This is a genomic window from Aeromonas sp. Y289-2, from assembly GCF_027705925.1.
Classification (GTDB): domain Bacteria; phylum Pseudomonadota; class Gammaproteobacteria; order Enterobacterales; family Aeromonadaceae; genus Aeromonas; species Aeromonas veronii.
This window is the reverse complement of record NZ_JAPDCH010000004.1, coordinates 206,416-224,274: the sequence shown is the minus strand read 5'-3', so window position 1 is coordinate 224,274 and position 17,859 is coordinate 206,416. Positions and strand designations below refer to the sequence as shown.

Genomic DNA, 17,859 nt, shown 5'->3' with positions numbered 1-17,859 from the left:
GGCCCACTACGCATTGAACAGATTGTTGTCACGCACCAGCTCGCGGGGGAGGGCATTCTTGACCCGACTCCCCACCCATTTCCCCATGCCCAGGGTATGCCCCTGATAGCGGACGATAACCTCGCCAGTGCCAGCATCCTGTTCTGGCCAGACATCCCGCCCCATCATGAATTCCCGCGCATTGGCGCTATCCAGCTCGACCACGCCCTTGCTTGCTTTATCGCCATAGGCCAGTGCCCACTCATGAGTGAGGCGATAACCTTTCTTGAAGGTTTCGGCCAACTTGATGCCGATGCGATCGAAACGAAGCTTGCCCTGCACCTGATCAAACCGCTGGGGGAAGAGCCAGATCTCGTCATTGCGGCCAAACAGCTGACCCTGCGGTGCCACCCCAAAGTTGGCTTCGATCTCGCGCAATATGGGTTCCGCCTCTTTGGCAGGAAGTGGCGCAAAAGGGAATTTACCCAGCTTGTCCGGCTTGAACATGGTGTTGGGCACCGAGTGAAGCTTGCGTAGTCTGGCGACGAAAAAGCCTTCACTGTCGAAGATCTGGGGCCAAACGTGCAGATATCCTTCGGATGTACAGGCCTGCTCTGCATGGGGGAACAGGTCAGCCAGCGAGTCAAAACTCAAGGCATCGCCAAACTTATCCAGCAGGGATTGGCAGACTGCCTGATTCTCCTGCTCACTCAAGGTACAAGTGGAGTAGACCAGCACACCGCCCGGTTTCAAGGCATGGAAGGCGCTCTCAAGTAACCCTTGTTGCACCGCTGCAATCTCGTCGATGCTCTCGATACTCCAGTTGCGCAGCGCATCTTCATCTTTTCGCACCGTCCCTTCACCGGAGCAGGGGGCATCGAGCAGGATGGCATCGAAGGTCTCCGGCAACCACTGGCCAAATACCTTGGCATCAAAATGGGTCATGCCCACATTGGTCACGCCGCAGCGCTGGATATTGGCGCTAAGCACTTTCAACCGGCTGCTGGAAAACTCGTTGGCAACCAGCATCCCCTGATTGTTCATCAAGGCGGCTATCTGGGTGGTCTTGGAGCCGGGGGCCGCCGCCGCATCCAGCAACATGCCATCCGCTTTGATCTTGTCGCTGGCAAAGAGTGCCGTCACCGGCAGCATGGAGCTCGCTTCCTGAATGTAGAAGAGCCCGCTCAAGTGCTCGGCGGTGTTGCCAAGTGGGACGGTTTCATCGCTGCGGGTCAGCCAGAAGCCGGTATCACACCAGGGCACAGGGTCGAGCTGCCAACCCAGTGGCTCCATCAGGGCGACGAAATCCGAGACGGCGATCTTCAAGGTATTGACCCGAATGCTGCGGCGCAGCGGACGTCGACAACTGGCCACAAACTCATCCATCGAGAGATGGGCCGGCATGATGGCCGCAATGTGGCGTAAAAAGTAATCGGGAAGGAAGGTGTTGTCGTGCACTGTGCCGTCTCGTTGACCGAAAAAGAGGGGCGATATCCTAACACAAGGCTAAGAATATTCTGAATCTGAACCCTATCAATAGGCACCGGAATATAAAAAAGCCCGGCACCGTGCCGGGCTTGGATGAGATACAAAGGGAAGAGATCAGGGCTGGATACGCGGACTCCACTCCAGCCACTCTTTCTCGGCCTTGCCGTAGAGCGCATAGCTGTGGCCCGCTTTGACGGTTGGACCCATCTCTTTCTCCGGCGTATTGAAGGCGATGCCGCCGGCCAGCAAGCTCTGTACTGTCTCGACCTCTATGGTACCGCCGGTCAGCCCGATATCCGCCTTGACCCCGGAGACATTCCAGAAACGGGAGTTGGCCCGCACCAAATGGGCATACTCCTGATCCACGTTGACATCGATCACCACCTCGCTGCCATCCCGAGCCAGCGCTACCTTGGTGACACTGCCCACAACCATCTTGCGAAACAGTAGCGGACTGCCGACGCTCAGGCCATTGACGGAGGGGCTCTTGAGGGTCAGGGCCAGACCCACCGGGCCGACCTGACTCAAGGGGAAGCGATCTTTGCCAGCGCCTTTACCGGGTTGTGCTTCTACAAACGCCCCCTTGATCAGGGTATCGAGGTGAGCGACACCGCCCAGCCCCAGCTTGGCTTGCACCAGAGTAAAGCGGGCGCCGGACTGCAGGAAACGCTCGGCGTAGTGGCCATCGAGTTCCGCCTTGAAGATCACCTGACCCAGTGACGGCTCCAGCTCGATCTCTTCAATTTTGCCGATATCGACCCCACGATAGCGGATCGGGCTGCCAATCCCGAGCCCCGGATTGCTGTCTGCCACTAGTGACAGCTGGCGCATCTTGGCCTTGGCTTGCTCCCTGGAATCGAACAGTTGATGACTGCTACGGCCATTGGCCAACCGATCGAACTCGATGGCACCGCGCAGCAAGGTACCGAGGTTGCCCACCTTGACCTGCACCCCATCGACCCGCACCTTGGTGTCGATGGCCGGTTTTTTCCAGAACTGGGGTTGTTGGGTGAGGAGGGGAGCATAGACTCCATCAATCTCGAGTTCGATCTCGACCCCCTCTTTGGCGGCGCGCAGCTGTTTGACCTTGCCCGCTTCCAACCCCAGATAGAGCACAGGTGAGCCAATGCCGATGCCATCGGCCTGATCTGCCTTGAGCAACCAGCGCTGGGGCTTGGCATCACGGGTGCCGAGCAGTGCCAGCTCCTGACTCGGGTAGAGACGGTTAATCCGTTCGCCACTGCTGGCTTGTACCAGCTTGATCCCGCCCCCCAACCAGGCACTGGCCGGACTGGTTTCTACTTTGATGCCGCTCAGATCGGCATCGATCTGCAACGGGGCGGCGCGATAGAAACGGGCACGGTTGAGCAGATGGCCATAGTTCGGCGCCATCACCAGCTCGACGCTGGCATTGCCGCGCGCATCCAGGGTGAGCTGGCTGATGCGGCCCACCTGCAATCCCTTGTACCAGACAGGGGCATCCTGATTGAGCCCCGCCAGATCGTCAGCCTGCAGCACCACCTTGGTGCCGCTCTGGGGCGCGCGATCGGTCAGAACCATCTTCTGTGCCGGTTTGCCCGCTACATAGTCGAGGCGAATGGCCGGGCCGGAGAGCAGGCGATCTGCATGCTGCACGCCGGTCGCGGAGAGGGAGACGCTCTCCCACACCAGTTGACTCTTGTCGGTAATGCGATAAGCCTGCTCCGGGTTGATCAGCGCTGTGACCATCCGGCCTTTATCGGTAAGCCGAATGGGGTCGATACGACCGATCTCGATCCCCTCATAGAGGATGGGCATCCCCTCTTTGACCGGGAGATCGCCAGCCGCAATGTCGATACGCGAGCCGCGTGCCGCTTCCGCCAGCCCTTTATAGAGGACGAAGGTCTGTCCTTTCTCCGGCTCTGGTGAATCTTTGGGCGAGTCAAAGGCAATGCCGCCGCTCAGAATGGAGGTGAGGCTGCCGGCCTCCACGCTCACCCCAGCCAGACTGAAGGAGCCCTTGATGCCGCTGATGTTCCAGAAGCGGGTATCGGCTTTGACCAGATGTTCAAAACGCGGCTCGATCACCAGATCCAGAATGACGTTCTGGTTGTCTTGACCCAGGCGGGTATTGATGACGCTGCCCACCTCGATACCGCGGAAATAGAGCTTGGCGCCAATCCCCACAGAACCCAGCGAATCGGCGGTCAGGTGCAGCATGCGCCCCTGAGCCTGATAACCGGGAGGAGGGCCCTCCAGTGCATCGAAGGTCTCCTCCAGCGGATTGCTTTCACGCCCCGGTTGCAGGTTGATGTAGTTGCCGGAGACCAGGGTATCGAGGCCGGATATCTCGGTGAGCGACGCCTTGGGGCTCACCAGCCAGAAGTCGGATCCCTTGCGGATCAGCGGTCTGGCACGGCTGTCAATCTTGGCCATCACCGCAATCTTGCGGCCATCTTCAGCCAGCTCCAGCTCTTGCACCACGCCGATAGCCACCCCCTGATAACGCACCTGGGTTTTACCCGGCAAGATGCCGTTGCCCTGGGCGAAGTTGATCTGGATAAGCTGGCCACGGCTTAATACCTGCTGATAGAGAAAACCACCTGCCAGCAGCAGGGCTATCAGGGGTAACAGCCAGACCGGCGATAACCAGCGGCGCTTTTCGATGACGGGTTCAGCCCCGATCATAGTGACTCCTTATTGGCTGGATTAAACAGCACATCAGACAAAAACAGAGAAATCATCAACGGGCCGCCTTGTCCCACAGTAAACGGGTATCGAGCATGCGGGCCGACATCATGGTCAGCACCACCACACCGGCAAAGGCGGTGGCCCCCGGGCCAGCGCGGACACTCAGCAGTACACCCCGATCGACCAGTGCCACCATCAGCGAAATCACGAACAAGTCCAGCATCGACCAGCGACCGATAAAATCGATCACCCGATACATTACCAGTTGGCGCTTGCGCCGCACCGGTTTGGCCCGCTGCAACTGCCAGCAGATCCAGCCCAGTCCCAATATTTTGCCCACTGGCACCAGTATGCTGGCGGTAAGGACTATGGTGGCAATCCCGCTCATTTTGCTGCGATAGAGCATCATGATACCGCTGAAGATGGTATCTGACTGCAGCAACCCCTTGTTGTAGAAATGGGTTATGGGCAACAGATTGGCAGGCAACAACATGAAGGTGGCGAGTGCCAGCAAGCCCCACGACCAGGCGAGGGAGCGGGGGATGCGCACCTGCAATTTGCTGCTGCAACGGGGGCAGACTGCCCCGGCTTGATAACGCACCAGCAGACCGCAGGTATGGCAGCGGCAGAGCCCCATCTCACGGGCGCTGGTCATGTTCCGGCTCCTTTAACGGGATCCGCGCCCAGTAGGGGGTGGGGTCAAACAGGATCAACAGGGTCATGTTGAGCAGCATCAGAATACCGAGGCTGAGCAAGCCGCCACCAAGGCGCACATCGGCGATGTCAATCAGTTTGAACAGGGCAACCAGCAGGCTGACGATATAGACCTCCAGCATGGCCCAGTGGCGAAACACCTCGACCAGCTTCAAGGTGACGGGAAGAATGTGCCAACGTTTGGCCAGACCCGAAGCCAGCGCAAAGATCCCCGCCAATAATCCCACTGGCGCCAACACGGCGCACCAGAGCACCAGGCTGGCCACCCACCATTCGCCCTCGCCAAACAGCACCAGAATACCGCGCAGCAGGTCGGCGTCGGTATTGACCCCAGCCAGGCGCAGATAGATCAGCGGTTCAAAAAAGGCGGAGGGGAGCAGCAGAAATCCGGTGATGGTCAGGGCCATCAACTGGGAGGGACGAAAGGCATAACGGCCATAGAGATGTTGGTGACAACGCGGGCAGTGGGCATGGCGACGCAGCGGCAGTGCTTTGCGCTGGATCAGCAAGTCGCACGCCGGACAGACAATTACGGAACCGGGCTCCATCATACAATTCAACCTGTTGAAGGAATTGGTGAAATTTACCCTAAAACCGGTTTCCTGTCTTGCCTGCAGCCGGAATGTTACGAAAGTATAATTGACGTTAACGTAAACGTGATATTAGATAGCCAGACTAGACAGGTGAAAGGAGTCATGATGTCCAGTTTGTCCCCCTCGGCAGGCCTGCGCTTTCGCACCGCTCTTGCCAATGAACATCCCCTGCAGATCGTCGGCACCATCAATGCCTACATGGCGCTGATGGCCGAGCGCAGCGGCTTTCAAGCTCTTTATCTCTCCGGTGCCGGAGTAGCCAATGCCTCCTACGGCTTGCCGGATCTCGGCATGACCTCCCTCAACGACGTGCTGATCGATGCCGAACGGATCACCGCCGCAACCCGTGTGCCGCTACTGGTCGATATCGACACCGGCTGGGGCGGGGCATTCAACATCGCCCGCACTATTCGCGCGTTCGAGCGGGCCGGAGTCGCCGCCGTCCATATGGAAGATCAGATGGCCCAGAAGCGCTGCGGTCATCGCCCCAACAAGGCGGTGGTGTCGCTGGAGGAGATGTGTGATCGGATCAAGGCGGCAGTGGATGCTCGCGAGAATGGCGAGTTCGTCATCATGGCCCGCACCGATGCGCTGGCAGTGGAAGGGATTGAGTCGGCTCTTGAGCGCACCGCCGCCTATGTGGCCGCTGGCGCCGACATGATCTTCGCCGAGGCAGTGACCGAGCTTGCCCAGTACGACCAGTTCAAGCTGGCGGCCAAAGTGCCGATCCTCGCCAACATGACCGAGTTCGGCAAAACCGAGCTGTTTGACAAAGAGCAACTGGCCGCCCACGGGGTTGACATGGTGCTCTATCCATTGAGTGCCAATCGGGCCTCCAATCAGGCCGCCCTCAACGTCTATCAACATATTCGCCAGGATGGCCATCAAAGGGCCGTCGTGGAGACCATGCAGACCCGGGAGTCGCTCTACGACTTCCTCGGATATCACCACTACGAGCAGACCCTGGATCGTCTGTTTACAGCCAAGGAATAGGAGGCAGCTTATGGGACAGCAAAAACCGTTGGGCGGGGCCGGTCTGCGCGGCCAAAGCGCAGGGGAGACCAGTATCTGCACCGTGGGCAAGAGTGGCACCGGTCTTACCTATCGCGGCTATGACATCAAGGAGCTGGCCGACAGCGCCCAGTTCGAGGAGGTCGCCTATCTGCTGCTCAAGGGTGAGTTGCCCGGTGAACAGCAGCTTGACGCCTACAAGCGCGAGCTGCGTCGCCTGCGCACCTTGCCCCAGCCGCTGTTGGAGGTACTGGAGCGCATTCCCGCCGATGCTCACCCCATGGATGTGCTGCGCACCGGTTGCTCCATGCTCGGCGATCTGGAGCCGGAAGATGGTTTCGAACATGAGCATGAAGTGGCGGATCGGCTGCTGGCCGCCTTTCCGGGCATTCTGATCTACTGGTACAAGTTCAGTCACGAGGGCGTTCGCATCGCCCTCGACAGCGACGAGGAGTGTATCGGTGGCCACTTTCTGGCGCTGCTGCACCAGAAGGCACCGAGCGAGCTGGAGCGGCGGGTGATGCATGTCTCTCTCATCCTCTACGCCGAGCATGAGTTCAACGCCTCCACCTTTGCGGCGCGGGTCTGCGCCTCAACCCTTTCCGACATGTTTTCCTGCATCACCGCCGCCATCGGTACCCTGCGCGGCCCGCTCCACGGCGGAGCCAACGAGGCGGCCATGGCGATGATTGAAGATTGGCAGGATGAAGCGCAGGCAAGGCGCGAACTGCTGGCCAAGCTGGCGGCCAAGGAGAAAATCATGGGCTTTGGCCACGCCATCTACCGCACCTCGGATCCGCGAAACGTCATCATCAAGGAGTGGTCGGCCAAGCTCGCCGAGGCGGTGGGGGATGATCGTCTCTATCGCGTCTCCTGCGAGGCGGAGAAGGTGATGTGGGAGGAGAAAGAGCTCTTTCCCAACGCCGACTTCTTCCACGCCAGCGCCTATCACTACATGGGGATCCCGACCAAGCTGTTCACCCCCATCTTCGTCTGCTCGCGGGTCACCGGCTGGTGCGCCCACGTGATGGAGCAGCGCGTGCACAACCGGATCATCCGCCCGAGCGCCGATTATGTCGGCCCGGCCCCCCGTCACTTTGTCTCCCTACAACAACGATAAGGAAATCACGATGTCCGCCAACGTCGACGTCAACCACAGACCCGAGCCCGATCAGGTACTGGTCGATATTGCCGATTATGTCTGCAACCACCCCATTACCAGCGAGTCGGCGCTCGACACCGCCCGCTACTGCCTGATGGACACCCTTGGCTGTGGCCTGCTTGCCCTGCGCTTCCCCGAATGTACCAAGCACCTTGGCCCCATAGTCCCCGGTACACTGGTACCCCACGGTGCCCGGGTGCCCGGTACCCAGCTTTGCCTCGATCCGGTCAAGGCGGCCTGGGATATCGGCGCCATCATCCGCTGGCTCGATTACAACGACACCTGGCTGGCCGCCGAGTGGGGTCACCCATCCGACAATCTGGGCGGTATTCTGGCCACCGCCGACTGGCTCTCCCGTACTCGCGTGGCCGAGGGCAAGGCGCCGCTCACCATGGCAGATGTGCTGGTGGCCATGGTCAAAGCCCACGAAATTCAGGGTGTGCTGGCGCTGGAGAACTCCTTCAACCGGGTGGGTCTCGATCACGTGGTGTTGGTCAAGGTCGCCAGCACCGCCGTGGTGACTCATATGCTGGGTGGCACCCGCGATCAGGTGATCGATGCGGTATCCCAGGCCTGGGTCGATGGCCAGAGCCTGCGTACCTACCGTCATGCCCCCAATGCGGGGTCGCGCAAGAGCTGGGCGGCGGGGGATGCCACCTCGCGCGCCGTGCGCCTCGCCCTTATCACCATGAGCGGCGAGATGGGCTATCCCGGCGTACTAAGCGCCCCCAAGTGGGGCTTCTACGACGTGCTGTTCAAGGGCCATCAGTTCTCTCTGCATCAGGGGTACGGCAGCTATGTGATGGAGAACGTGCTGTTCAAGATCTCCTATCCCGCCGAGTTCCACGCCCAGACCGCGGTGGAGTGCGCCATGAAGCTGCATGGGCAGGTGAAGGGACGGCTGGAGGAGATCGACCATATCGAACTCACCACCCATGAGTCGGCCATTCGCATCATCAGCAAGGTCGGCGCCCTCAACAACCCGGCCGATCGGGATCACTGCCTGCAGTACATGGTGGCGGTGCCGCTCATTTTCGGTCGCCTGATCGCCGAGGATTACGAGGACGATGTTGCCGCCGATCCCCGCATCGACGCGCTACGCGGCAAGATGGTGGTGCAGGAGGACAAGCGTTACAGCCGCGAGTATCTGGAGGCAGACAAGCGTTCCATCGCAAACGCCATCCAGATCTTCTTCAAGGACGGCACTCACACCGCCAAGGTGGAAGTGGAGTATCCGGTCGGCCATCGTCGCCGTCGGGAGGAGGGGATCCCGCTGCTGGTGGATAAATTCCAGCACAATCTGGCCACCCGCTTCCCGGCCAAACGGGTCAGCGACATTCTGGCCCTCTGTCAGGATGGGCCGCGCCTTGCCGCCACCCCGGTGCACGCCTTTATGGATCTGCTGGTGATCTGATCGCTCTTGCATTGGCCAACATATCGGCAAACAGTGATAAACGAAAAGCGGGCTCATCGGCCCGCTTTGTTATTCTGGCGGCTTATCCCTCGATAAGCCTTACCCCAGCGCACTGCTATCGCCGTTAAAGAGCGCCGTCATGATGGCCGTCTCACGACTGGCGATGGTTTCGAGAAACTCGTTGGCACGCCGCATCTGATGACACACCTGATAACCACGCTCGACAAAGGAGAAGAGCTCGCCAAGCCCCGCCAGATGGGCGGGCCCTGACACCAGCTTGAGGGTCGCCCCCAGCAGCGGCTTTCTCGCCAGTCTGTCCAGCGTCATCCCAAGCTCGCTCACCAACGCAATCTGATGTTCCCGGCGCGCCTGTTCACCCACGGCACGATAGGCGATGGTGTAATGGTCCGGCGTGATGGGATCAATGCCATCAATGCGCCGCAGCGCCACCACCATCAGGTAGTCCAGCTCTTCGGAGAGGGCATCAAGCTCGATCGCCTGCGCCAGCACCTTGAGGCCGGACTCCGGCAACAGCCGCTCGGCGGTCGGCATCACCCGCATCACGTCCGCATCGCGGCGGGCGCAATCCCCCGGGCCATAGAGATCGGTCAGGAAAAACTCGGCGGCGGGACCGTAGCGGTCACTCTCCAGCAGATCTCGATGGGTCCGCCCCAACCGGTCGGCCTGCCACTGGCGTAGCCGATCCCGATCCTGCTGATCTTCCGGGTGGGCACGCATCTGCTCGCGCAAGGCTGCAACCCGCTTGAGCAGGCGGTATAGCCGACCCAGGGTGCTATCGTCGTCGTGGGCATGTTCTTGATGCGTCATCTACAGCTCTCTGGCCTTGGGCCCATTGATGGGGATTGGGTGATACGAAGATACAAGTGAATGAAAAATAAGCAGCTTTTGCTGACCGTTCCGTAACAAGTGTAGCGCGCACGGGGGAGGGAATAAATGCCATGCCTCGCTGATGGCCTTCATCCCTCTCGACTCTGTTAAGTGAGTCCCATTTATGTGAAGCATCCTTTCATTTGTTGTGAACATGTGTTTAATATCAATAACTAACTTATGACCCAGAGTAACGACCATGTTCTTCAACTCGCTCGCTGGCAGCAGCGCACTCTCTACCATCCAGATCAGCCGTCAGCATCCGCTGGGATTGGCCGCCGCCCGGATCGCGGCCGAAGCCATCGCTGCGGACATGAGCGAGAGCTATCAACTCGATTGCGAATGGGCGGATGAAGAGGAGACCGAGCTACGCTTTCGCGGCTCAGGGGTACATGGCACTCTCACCCTGGACGAAGATACCCTGAAACTGGAAGTGCATCTTGGTTTGATGCTGTTGCCAGTACGCAGCGTGCTGGAGCAAGAGATCCTCGATTATGTCGACAATCGCTTACCTTGCCCCAAACGTGTTTGAAACTCTTCGTTGCACTGGTTTTAAATAAACCAGCTGTAAACGATGGCTGTTTGAAATAAGTTTGCAAGCCATGTGGTTTTTCAGATTTATTATCCAGCGAGGTCTCGATTCTATTTTGTAAGTAATCTTTCATCTTTATTTCATATTTCGAGTCGGCACTCATTAATGTCATTCTGATTGCATCAAGTCTTCATCCGGATATGAGGGAAGGAGCAATTTGCCGCCTCGGTAAATTCGTTTTGTAGGGAAACAACCATGCCACTGAGTGAATTTATCTCCTGCGTCGATACCGCCTGGTTACGCATGGACAGACCCAACAACCTGATGCAGATCATCGGTGTCCTGATGTTTGAAGGAGAGCTTGATGAAGCGCGTCTGCGGGCCGGATTGCGCCACACCATTTCGGTGCAACCCCGCTTCCACCAGCGGGCCGTGCTGGAGGGGGGCTCCTACTACTGGCGCCATGATCCCGATTTCGATCTCGATCAGCACCTCAAGCGAGTGATCCTGCCGGGTGAAGCGGGCAAGCTGGAGCTGGAGAAGCTGGTGGCCGATCTCGCCTCGACGCCGCTCAACCACCAGCGCCCCCTGTGGGATATGCACCTCACCGACACGTCGCTGGGTGGGCAAGCGCTGGTGGTGCGCATTCACCACGCCATGGGCGATGGCTTCTCGCTGGTGCGAGCCATGCTGACCATGATGGATAACACACCGGAAGGGGCGCCGCGACCACCGTCACCGGAGCCACTGGATGACAGCGATGACGAGGATGATGAGGATTGCCACCAGGGCAGCCGTCTGGTGCGAGCCGGTCTCAAGCTGACCGGTAGCCTCTGGTCCAAATATGTCGAAGTGGTCACCCATCCCACCAAGGCGGTGGATTACCTCAAGACCGGGCGGGATGTGGCGAGCGAGCTGTGCAATATCGCCACTCTCGGTGATGACTCTCCCTGCCGCCTGCGGGGCAAGACCACCAGCACCAAGCGGGTAGCCTGGTCGGAGCAAATTGATCTGCCGGATATCAAGGCAGTGGGCAAGGTACTGGGCTGCTCGGTCAACGATCTGCTGATCGCTGCCACCGCAGGGGCGTTTCGCCACTACCTGCAGGAGAAGGGGGATGATGCCAACAAGGTCAAGATCCGCGCCCTGGTGCCGGTCAATATGCGAGCACCGGATGATGAGGGGGCACTTGGCAACCGCTTCGGGCTGGTGGCCCTGGACTTGCCACTGGATGTTGAACACCCGTTGCAGCGGCTCTATACCGTGCGTGACCGGATGCAGGCGCTGCGCACCTCGCTGCAACCCGTGGTGGTGCTCAACCTGTTACATGCCCTTGGCATGGCCCCCAATGCGGTGCAACAGCAGGCCGTCGAGCTGCTCACGGCCAAGGCCAGTGCAGTGATCACCAACGTGCCCGGCCCGCAGCAGACCCTCTATCTGGCTGGAGCAAAATTGCGTCAGCCGCTGTTCTGGGTGCCGCAATCTGGGGATATCGGCGTCGGCGTCTCCATCCTCTCTTACGATCACAAGGTGCAGCTGGGCCTTATCACCGACAAGAAGCTGGTACCGGATCCGGATCGGGTGGTCGAGCGGTTTGCGGTGGAGTTCGAGCAACTGCTGTTACTGGTGCTGATGGAGCCGGAGTTGCTGTTTGACCCCAACGGGCTGGATGCGCTGCTCGGTTGAGCGTGCACTTGAGCGACCGGTGACGGCGTAGCCAACCGGTCAGCTCCCATCATAAAAGAGGCCAACCCGCGGGTTGGCCTTTTGTTTTGTTGTCTATCCGTGGCAAGAGTGGTGGTTAATCCTCCAACTCTTCCCGCGCTGCCTCCACATCGAGGCGCTCCATGGCATCCATGGGTTCGCACTCGGCCGCTTCGGCATAGAGGGCTTCGGCGGCTTTCAGGCGGCTCTTGCCGTGCAGCATCACCTGTGCGTTGGCGTACTCCATGCGGGCGATAGCCGAGTCGGGGATCAGCGCCAGCGCCTTCTTGAAGTGACGCTCGGACTCCTCCTTCTTGGCGCCATAGGTGAGGCCGCCGATCATGGCCCCCAACTTGTCGACGATCTCCGCATGCCAGGCACCAAAGGCGATATGGGCCTCGGCGTGATCTGGCGCCAGCTCCAGCGCCTTCTCAAGGCTTGCCTTGATCTTGTCGCCAATTCCTTGCGAGAGGGCCTTGGAGATGGAAATCACCTGACTGTAGCGACCGAGTGCCAGCGCGTGGAAATACCAAGCGTTGGCGTTCTTGGACTGGCGTTTTTGCAGCTTCTCGGCATGACTGGCCGCCCGCTCGAAGGCGGCGCGCTTGGCATACTTGTCCTCCAGCAGATAGCTGGCGTGGATCACCAGCGCCTTGTTTGCCACATTGAGTCCTGCCTCACCGGCCGCTTCGCCAAGGGCGACGGCCCGGGCAAAATCCCCGGCATGATAGGCCCGCCAGGCATCCTGTACCTGTTCGTCCTCCGGCCAGGGTTCGGCATCCCCCTGATGGAGGCGATCCCAGTTGTCCGCCAGCTTCTGGCCGGCATAGTCATAGGCCGCATCCGCGTAGGGGAAGGTGACAAATTCGAGTTGTGAAGTGGTCATGCTTGTTCTCCCTGTAGCATGTGAATCAAACCTTGTCGGTGTAGTGGTGGGCGAGGGCGCCCAGATGAGCGCGGGCATCGGCCCGCAAATAGGGTGCGACCAGCTGCATCACCTGAAAGACGCCGAGGGCAATATCGGCGTCCGCCTTGGGGTGCAGTGCCCGCTGGTAAGAGATCCAGAATGTGCCAACAAGCGCCACATTGGCCGCCAGCGTGCGCATCTGTTGCGCCGTGCCCTCCATCAGCCCGGCCGTTTGCAGATGGTTGCAAATGGCGATGGCGGTCTGCTCCTTGCGGCGCAGCAGGGCGGAAAAGCGCTGCTCCACCTGATGATAACCACTCATCAGGGTCGCGATATCGTAGTAGAGGAAACGGTACTGCCAGATGGCTTCAAACATCAGGTGGAGAAAGAGCCAGATATCTTCTGGCTCATCGGACGGGGTGCTGACCGCTTCCAGCAGGCGATCCATCTGCTGTTCAAATTCGCAGAACAGGGCGTTGACGATCTCCTCCTTGTTGTGGAAGTGGTAGTAGAGATTGCCCTGGCTGATCTCCATCTCGGCCGCAATGGCCGAGGTGGTGACGCCGGGTTCCCCTTGTCGATTGAAGCAGGCGAGGGCAGTGGTCAGGATCCGCTCCCGGGTACGACGTTTGGGTTTGCGATCCATGCTACTCCTTTGGTGATGAACGGCGCACGCCGTGGCGATAGCGTTTGGCAAGCCAGTGCTGCAACTGCTCCAGCGACTTGTCGAGGGCGGCGACCGAGCCAATGCCGGGGGCCAGCAGGGTGCGATCTTCATCGGCCAGCGCGGCCAGATTGAGCTCGAGGCCATGCTTGGCCAGCACCGGCGCCAGCTCGTCACGACGCAGCCAGAGATCGCGGCGAGTATGCTGGTAAGCGTGCTCGCAGAGGCGACGACGATCCCGGTAACTGAACACATTGGTGAAGAACATCTCGCCATCGGCAGAAGAGGGCTCAAACAGCAGGGCGTCGGCGTCGGGATATTGGTGTTTGTAGCGATCCATCCCCACATGCATGCGGGAGTGGATGATGGCGCGAAAGGTCTGGGCCAGTACCACCGGCAGACCGCTGTCCACCAGATTGGTCGGCGCGCCGGCGGCCATGTCCGCATCATAGGGCACCAGCGGATTGATGCAGAACACCAGATCCGCCCCCTCTTCCAGCGCTACCGAAGCGTGCAGAGTCTTGATCAGCGCCCCGTCCACATAGTAACGACCATTAATCAATGAAGGGGGGAAGAGACCGGGCAGAGCGGCCGACGCCTGTACCGCCGCCGAGATGGGCACGTCATCGAGCCCCGGGCTGCCGAAGGCGACCGGATGGCCGGTATCGAGTTCGGTAGCGACCACAAACAGTCGGCTGCGCAGCTGGCGAAAATCGTTGCTGCGGCCGGGGCGAGAAAAAAACTGGGTCAGGGTGCGGTCCACCCCGCGGTTGTCAAACAGTCCGGTCGGAATGGCCTTGGAGAGCCCCTGCAGCGATTCAAACAGGCTGCGCTTCCAGGGCGCAGCCAGATAGTAGGTCAGGCTCTGCCACGCCAGTGGCGGGATCGAGGTCAGGCGGTCGGCATATTCACGAAAGGCGGGGCGCAGCAAGGTAGCCGGGTCAAACATCTCCCCCGAGTCATCGCTGAGCAGGATCCGCACCAGCTTAGCCGGCGAGATGCCGTTGGCCAGCGCCGATGCCACTACGGCCCCCGAACTGACGCCAACATAGATATCGGCATGGTCAAGGCGCAAGCCGTTGATGCTGTCAGAGAGGGCAGCACAGGCACCGATCTCGTAGATGCCGCCGAGCGGCCCGCCGCCAGCAAGGGCAATTGCGATGGTACTCATAGCGTCGCCTCTCTATCCATGACATTCACCATGACAAGACCGGCCCAGCGCAGGGCATGGGCCGGTATCAATCACCTTCCGTCACCGCGAGGGATCAGGGCAGGACGCTCTCTGCTTTGGCCTTCACCTCTTTCACCGCATCTTCCGCAGCGGAGAGGAGATCGGCGGCCTGCTCAACCACGGCCTCTTTGGCCTTGGCTACTACTGGTGCCTTCTTTACCGGAGGCTTGCGGGCAGCGGGCTTTTTGGCGGCAGCCGGTTTGGCTTCAGCGGCAGGAGCCTCCTCTTCCTGCGCATCCAGCAGTTGCTGGACCACGTCGGTCAGCTCGGCCATGCGCTTGGAGAGCTTGTCGATATCCTTGCGGGTCGGAATGCCGAGGCTGGCCACAGCGCGGGCCACGCGATCTTCAAACACCTGCTCCAGACGGCCCCAGGTATTGGCGGTCTTGTCGGTCACTGCGGCAATCTTCTCATCTGCGCTCTGACGGGTTTTGGCCTGCAATGCTTCCCCTTCCTGCACCAGGGCTTCAAAGATCTTGCCACCCTCTTCCTGCGCCTTGGCATAGGCCCCCAGACCCGCCAACCAGATCTGCTGGGTGGACTCCTTGATGGTGGAGGTGAGTTGGTTGTCGGTCACTGACCCTGCCAGCGCTTTCAATTTCTTAGCCATGATCTTCTCCTTGAATAACGACAGTTAAATGTAATGGCGACAACGAAACTGCAATCGGGTTGTGGCATTACTGATTTTTCAACTTCAGTCTAGGGACAAAAAATAGAGGGTTCTACCTAATAACGGAACAGGCACACCACCGAAATTAGGGTTTGCTCACGAACCGACAATCAAATTGCGGATTCCCATATGAATCGTGATATATCTAACAACCTAGTAACACCCTAATCAGTAGCAGGATTCTCTTTATGAACTATTTCATTACTGGCGGTAGTGGTTTTATCGGGCGTAGATTGATCAAAAAGTTATTCGAACAGCATCCCGACTGTATCGTCTATTTTCTGATGCGCGCCTCTCATCAGGATAAATTGCCGGAGTTATTTGCATTCTGGAATGTGCATGAATCGCGCGCAGTCCCGGTTTTTGGCGACATGACGCAACCGCTGCTGGGGGTATCGGTCGAGATACAGGAGCAGTTGATCGGCAAGATCGACCACTTCTTCCATCTGGCGGCCATCTATGATCTGAACGCCAAGGCCGGGATCCAGCAGCAGGTCAACACCGAAGGGACCCGTCAAGCCGTTCAACTTGCCGAGCGGCTGGGGACGAGGCAGTTCCATCACTGCAGCTCCATCGCTGCAGCGGGCCTGTTCGACGGTCTGTTTCGCGAGGACATGTTCGATGAGGCCGAACACCTCGACATGCCTTACTTCCAGACCAAGCACGAAGCGGAAGGGATTGTGCGCAATGAGTGCACCATTCCGTGGCGAGTCTACCGCCCGGGGATCGTTGTCGGTGATTCCAATACCGGCGAGATGGACAAGATCGACGGCCCTTATTACTTCTTCAAGACCATTCAGAAGCTGCGTCGTCTGCTGCCGCCCTGGATGCCCGCCATCGGGGTTGAGGGCGGGCGCATCAATATCGTGCCGGTCAACTTTGTGGTCGATGCCATGGTGCATATCGCCCATCAAGAGGGAGAGGAGAACAAGACCTTCCACCTGACCGACCCCAACCCGATGCGGGTTGGCGACATGCTGAGCACCTTCTCCCGCGCCGCCCATGCGCCAGAGCCTGCGATCCGCATCAATGCCTCTCTCTTTAATTTCATTCCCCGCCACCTGACCGCCATGCTGATGACCATGGCGCCGGTGCGCCGCATCCGCGATGCCGCCATCGCCGATCTGGGTCTGCCCAAGGATGTGTTCCGCCTTATCAGTTATCCCACCCGTTTCGACAGTCGCGAAACCCAGCGAGTACTGAAAGGGACCGGTATCGAAGTGCCACCACTGCACAGCTACGCCTGGCGGCTGTGGGATTACTGGGAGCGTCACCTCGACCCGGAGCTCTTCATCGATCGCTCCCTGCGTGGTCGGGTAGAAGGCAAGGTGGTGCTGGTGACCGGGGCCACCTCAGGCATTGGCCGTGCAACCGCGCGCAAGCTGGCGGGGGCGGGGGCCAACGTCGTTACCATCGCCCGCGACGAGCAGAAGATTGCCGAGACTAAAGCTGAGTTTGCCGAGCTGGGGCTGACCATCGAGATCTATCAGGGGGATCTCTCCAATCTGGCGCAAGCCGAGGAGGTCACCGCTCGCATCGTGGCCGATCACGGTGGCGTCGATATTCTGGTCAACAATGCCGGCCGCTCCATCCGCCGCTCCATCGAGGATTCCTTCGATCGCTTCCACGATCTGGAGCGCACCATGCAACTCAACTACTTTGGTGCGCTCAAGGTGATCATGGGGGTACTGCCTACCATGATTGAGAAGAAAAAAGGCCACATCATCAACATCTCCTCCATCGGGGTGTTGACCAATGCGCCGCGCTTCTCCGCCTATGTTGCCTCCAAGTCGGCCCTCGATGCCTGGGTGCGTACCGCCGCCTCCGAGTTTGCCGATAAAGGGGTCAGCTTCTCCATCATCAATATGCCGCTGGTGAAAACGCCGATGGTCGCGCCGACCAAGGTCTATGAGCAGGTGCCGATGATGACGCCGGAAGAGGCTGCCGATCTGGTATGCGATACCATCATCAACAAGCACGTTCGTCTGGCCACTCGCCTCGGGGTATTTGGCCAGGTGGTGCATGCCCTGGCGCCGCGCGTCGCCCAGGTGATCATGAACACCAGCTTCCGCACCTTTGCCGATCCCAAGGATGGCGACAAGTCCAAGGCGACCGCCGATCAGGTTGCCGTCTCGACCCTGATCAAGGGGATACACTTCTAACCGAATGATGGGATAAAGAGATCAACAGGGGCCTGAGCAATCAGGCCCCTGTTTTATTTGGAATAACAGT

15 protein-coding genes are annotated in these 17,859 nt (G+C 59.4%); 6 read left to right on the top strand and 9 right to left on the bottom strand.

Annotated features, from left to right (window positions below; genetic code table 11):
- Positions 1-6 precede the first annotated feature (6 nt).
- The 4 genes from rsmF to OKC43_RS08975 form a co-directional block, all read right to left on the bottom strand.
- Entirely contained in the window at positions 7-1,437 is a 1,431-nt protein-coding gene (rsmF, locus tag OKC43_RS08990) for a 16S rRNA (cytosine(1407)-C(5))-methyltransferase RsmF (RefSeq protein ID WP_236271464.1), read from the bottom strand.
- A gap of 144 nt (positions 1,438-1,581) precedes the next feature.
- Positions 1,582-4,134, bottom strand: coding sequence for an MlaD family protein (locus OKC43_RS08985; RefSeq protein WP_236271463.1), 2,553 nt, complete (start codon positions 4,132-4,134; stop codon positions 1,582-1,584).
- Between the two features lie 55 nt (positions 4,135-4,189).
- On the bottom strand, positions 4,190-4,792 hold the full coding sequence (locus OKC43_RS08980) for a paraquat-inducible protein A (protein ID WP_005333132.1): 603 nt from the start codon (positions 4,790-4,792) through the stop codon (positions 4,190-4,192).
- Positions 4,776-5,402, bottom strand: coding sequence for a paraquat-inducible protein A (locus OKC43_RS08975; protein WP_236271462.1), 627 nt, complete (start codon positions 5,400-5,402; stop codon positions 4,776-4,778). The genes OKC43_RS08980 and OKC43_RS08975 overlap by 17 nt, the downstream gene beginning before the upstream one ends.
- 147 nt (positions 5,403-5,549) lie before the next feature.
- On the opposite strand from OKC43_RS08975, the gene prpB reads away from it, so the two are divergent.
- The 3 genes from prpB to OKC43_RS08960 are packed head-to-tail and all read left to right on the top strand — an operon-like array spanning position 5,550 to position 9,031.
- On the top strand, positions 5,550-6,437 hold the full coding sequence (prpB, locus tag OKC43_RS08970) for a methylisocitrate lyase (RefSeq protein ID WP_236271509.1): 888 nt from the start codon (positions 5,550-5,552) through the stop codon (positions 6,435-6,437).
- Between the two features lie 10 nt (positions 6,438-6,447).
- Positions 6,448-7,575, top strand: a complete 1,128-nt coding sequence (gene prpC, locus OKC43_RS08965; RefSeq protein ID WP_236271461.1) for a bifunctional 2-methylcitrate synthase/citrate synthase — start codon at positions 6,448-6,450, stop codon at positions 7,573-7,575.
- 10 nt (positions 7,576-7,585) lie between these two features.
- A complete protein-coding gene (locus OKC43_RS08960) occupies positions 7,586-9,031 on the top strand; it encodes a bifunctional 2-methylcitrate dehydratase/aconitate hydratase (RefSeq protein WP_160881750.1) in 1,446 nt (481 codons plus the stop codon).
- 99 nt (positions 9,032-9,130) lie between these two features.
- Here the strand turns inward: OKC43_RS08960 and OKC43_RS08955 are convergent, their stop codons facing one another.
- Positions 9,131-9,859: an FFLEELY motif protein gene (locus OKC43_RS08955; RefSeq protein ID WP_236271460.1), complete on the bottom strand. Its 729-nt coding sequence runs from the start codon at positions 9,857-9,859 to the stop codon at positions 9,131-9,133.
- Positions 9,860-10,118: 259 nt separating this feature from the next.
- On the opposite strand from OKC43_RS08955, the gene OKC43_RS08950 reads away from it, so the two are divergent.
- Together OKC43_RS08950 and OKC43_RS08945 are read left to right on the top strand one after the other, a co-directional pair.
- Positions 10,119-10,451, top strand: a complete 333-nt coding sequence (locus OKC43_RS08950) for a polyhydroxyalkanoic acid system family protein (protein ID WP_058058145.1) — start codon at positions 10,119-10,121, stop codon at positions 10,449-10,451.
- A 255-nt stretch (positions 10,452-10,706) separates the two neighbouring features.
- Positions 10,707-12,137, top strand: coding sequence for a wax ester/triacylglycerol synthase family O-acyltransferase (locus tag OKC43_RS08945; RefSeq protein ID WP_005360484.1), 1,431 nt, complete (start codon positions 10,707-10,709; stop codon positions 12,135-12,137).
- 115 nt (positions 12,138-12,252) lie between these two features.
- On the opposite strand, the gene OKC43_RS08940 is transcribed toward OKC43_RS08945, so the two are convergent.
- The 4 genes from OKC43_RS08940 to OKC43_RS08925 form a co-directional block, all read right to left on the bottom strand.
- Positions 12,253-13,041: a hypothetical protein gene (locus OKC43_RS08940; RefSeq protein WP_236271459.1), complete on the bottom strand. Its 789-nt coding sequence runs from the start codon at positions 13,039-13,041 to the stop codon at positions 12,253-12,255.
- 25 nt (positions 13,042-13,066) lie between these two features.
- The gene (locus tag OKC43_RS08935; RefSeq protein ID WP_139741233.1) at positions 13,067-13,708 is read right to left on the bottom strand and encodes a TetR/AcrR family transcriptional regulator; all 642 of its coding nucleotides are present in this window, start codon (positions 13,706-13,708) and stop codon (positions 13,067-13,069) included.
- A gap of 1 nt (position 13,709) precedes the next feature.
- Entirely contained in the window at positions 13,710-14,897 is a 1,188-nt protein-coding gene (locus OKC43_RS08930) for a patatin-like phospholipase family protein (RefSeq protein ID WP_100645869.1), read from the bottom strand.
- 94 nt (positions 14,898-14,991) lie between these two features.
- Positions 14,992-15,567, bottom strand: coding sequence for a phasin family protein (locus tag OKC43_RS08925; protein ID WP_064336077.1), 576 nt, complete (start codon positions 15,565-15,567; stop codon positions 14,992-14,994).
- 248 nt (positions 15,568-15,815) lie between these two features.
- On the opposite strand from OKC43_RS08925, the gene OKC43_RS08920 reads away from it, so the two are divergent.
- Positions 15,816-17,789: an SDR family oxidoreductase gene (locus tag OKC43_RS08920; RefSeq protein WP_236271458.1), complete on the top strand. Its 1,974-nt coding sequence runs from the start codon at positions 15,816-15,818 to the stop codon at positions 17,787-17,789.
- Positions 17,790-17,859 lie beyond the last annotated feature (70 nt).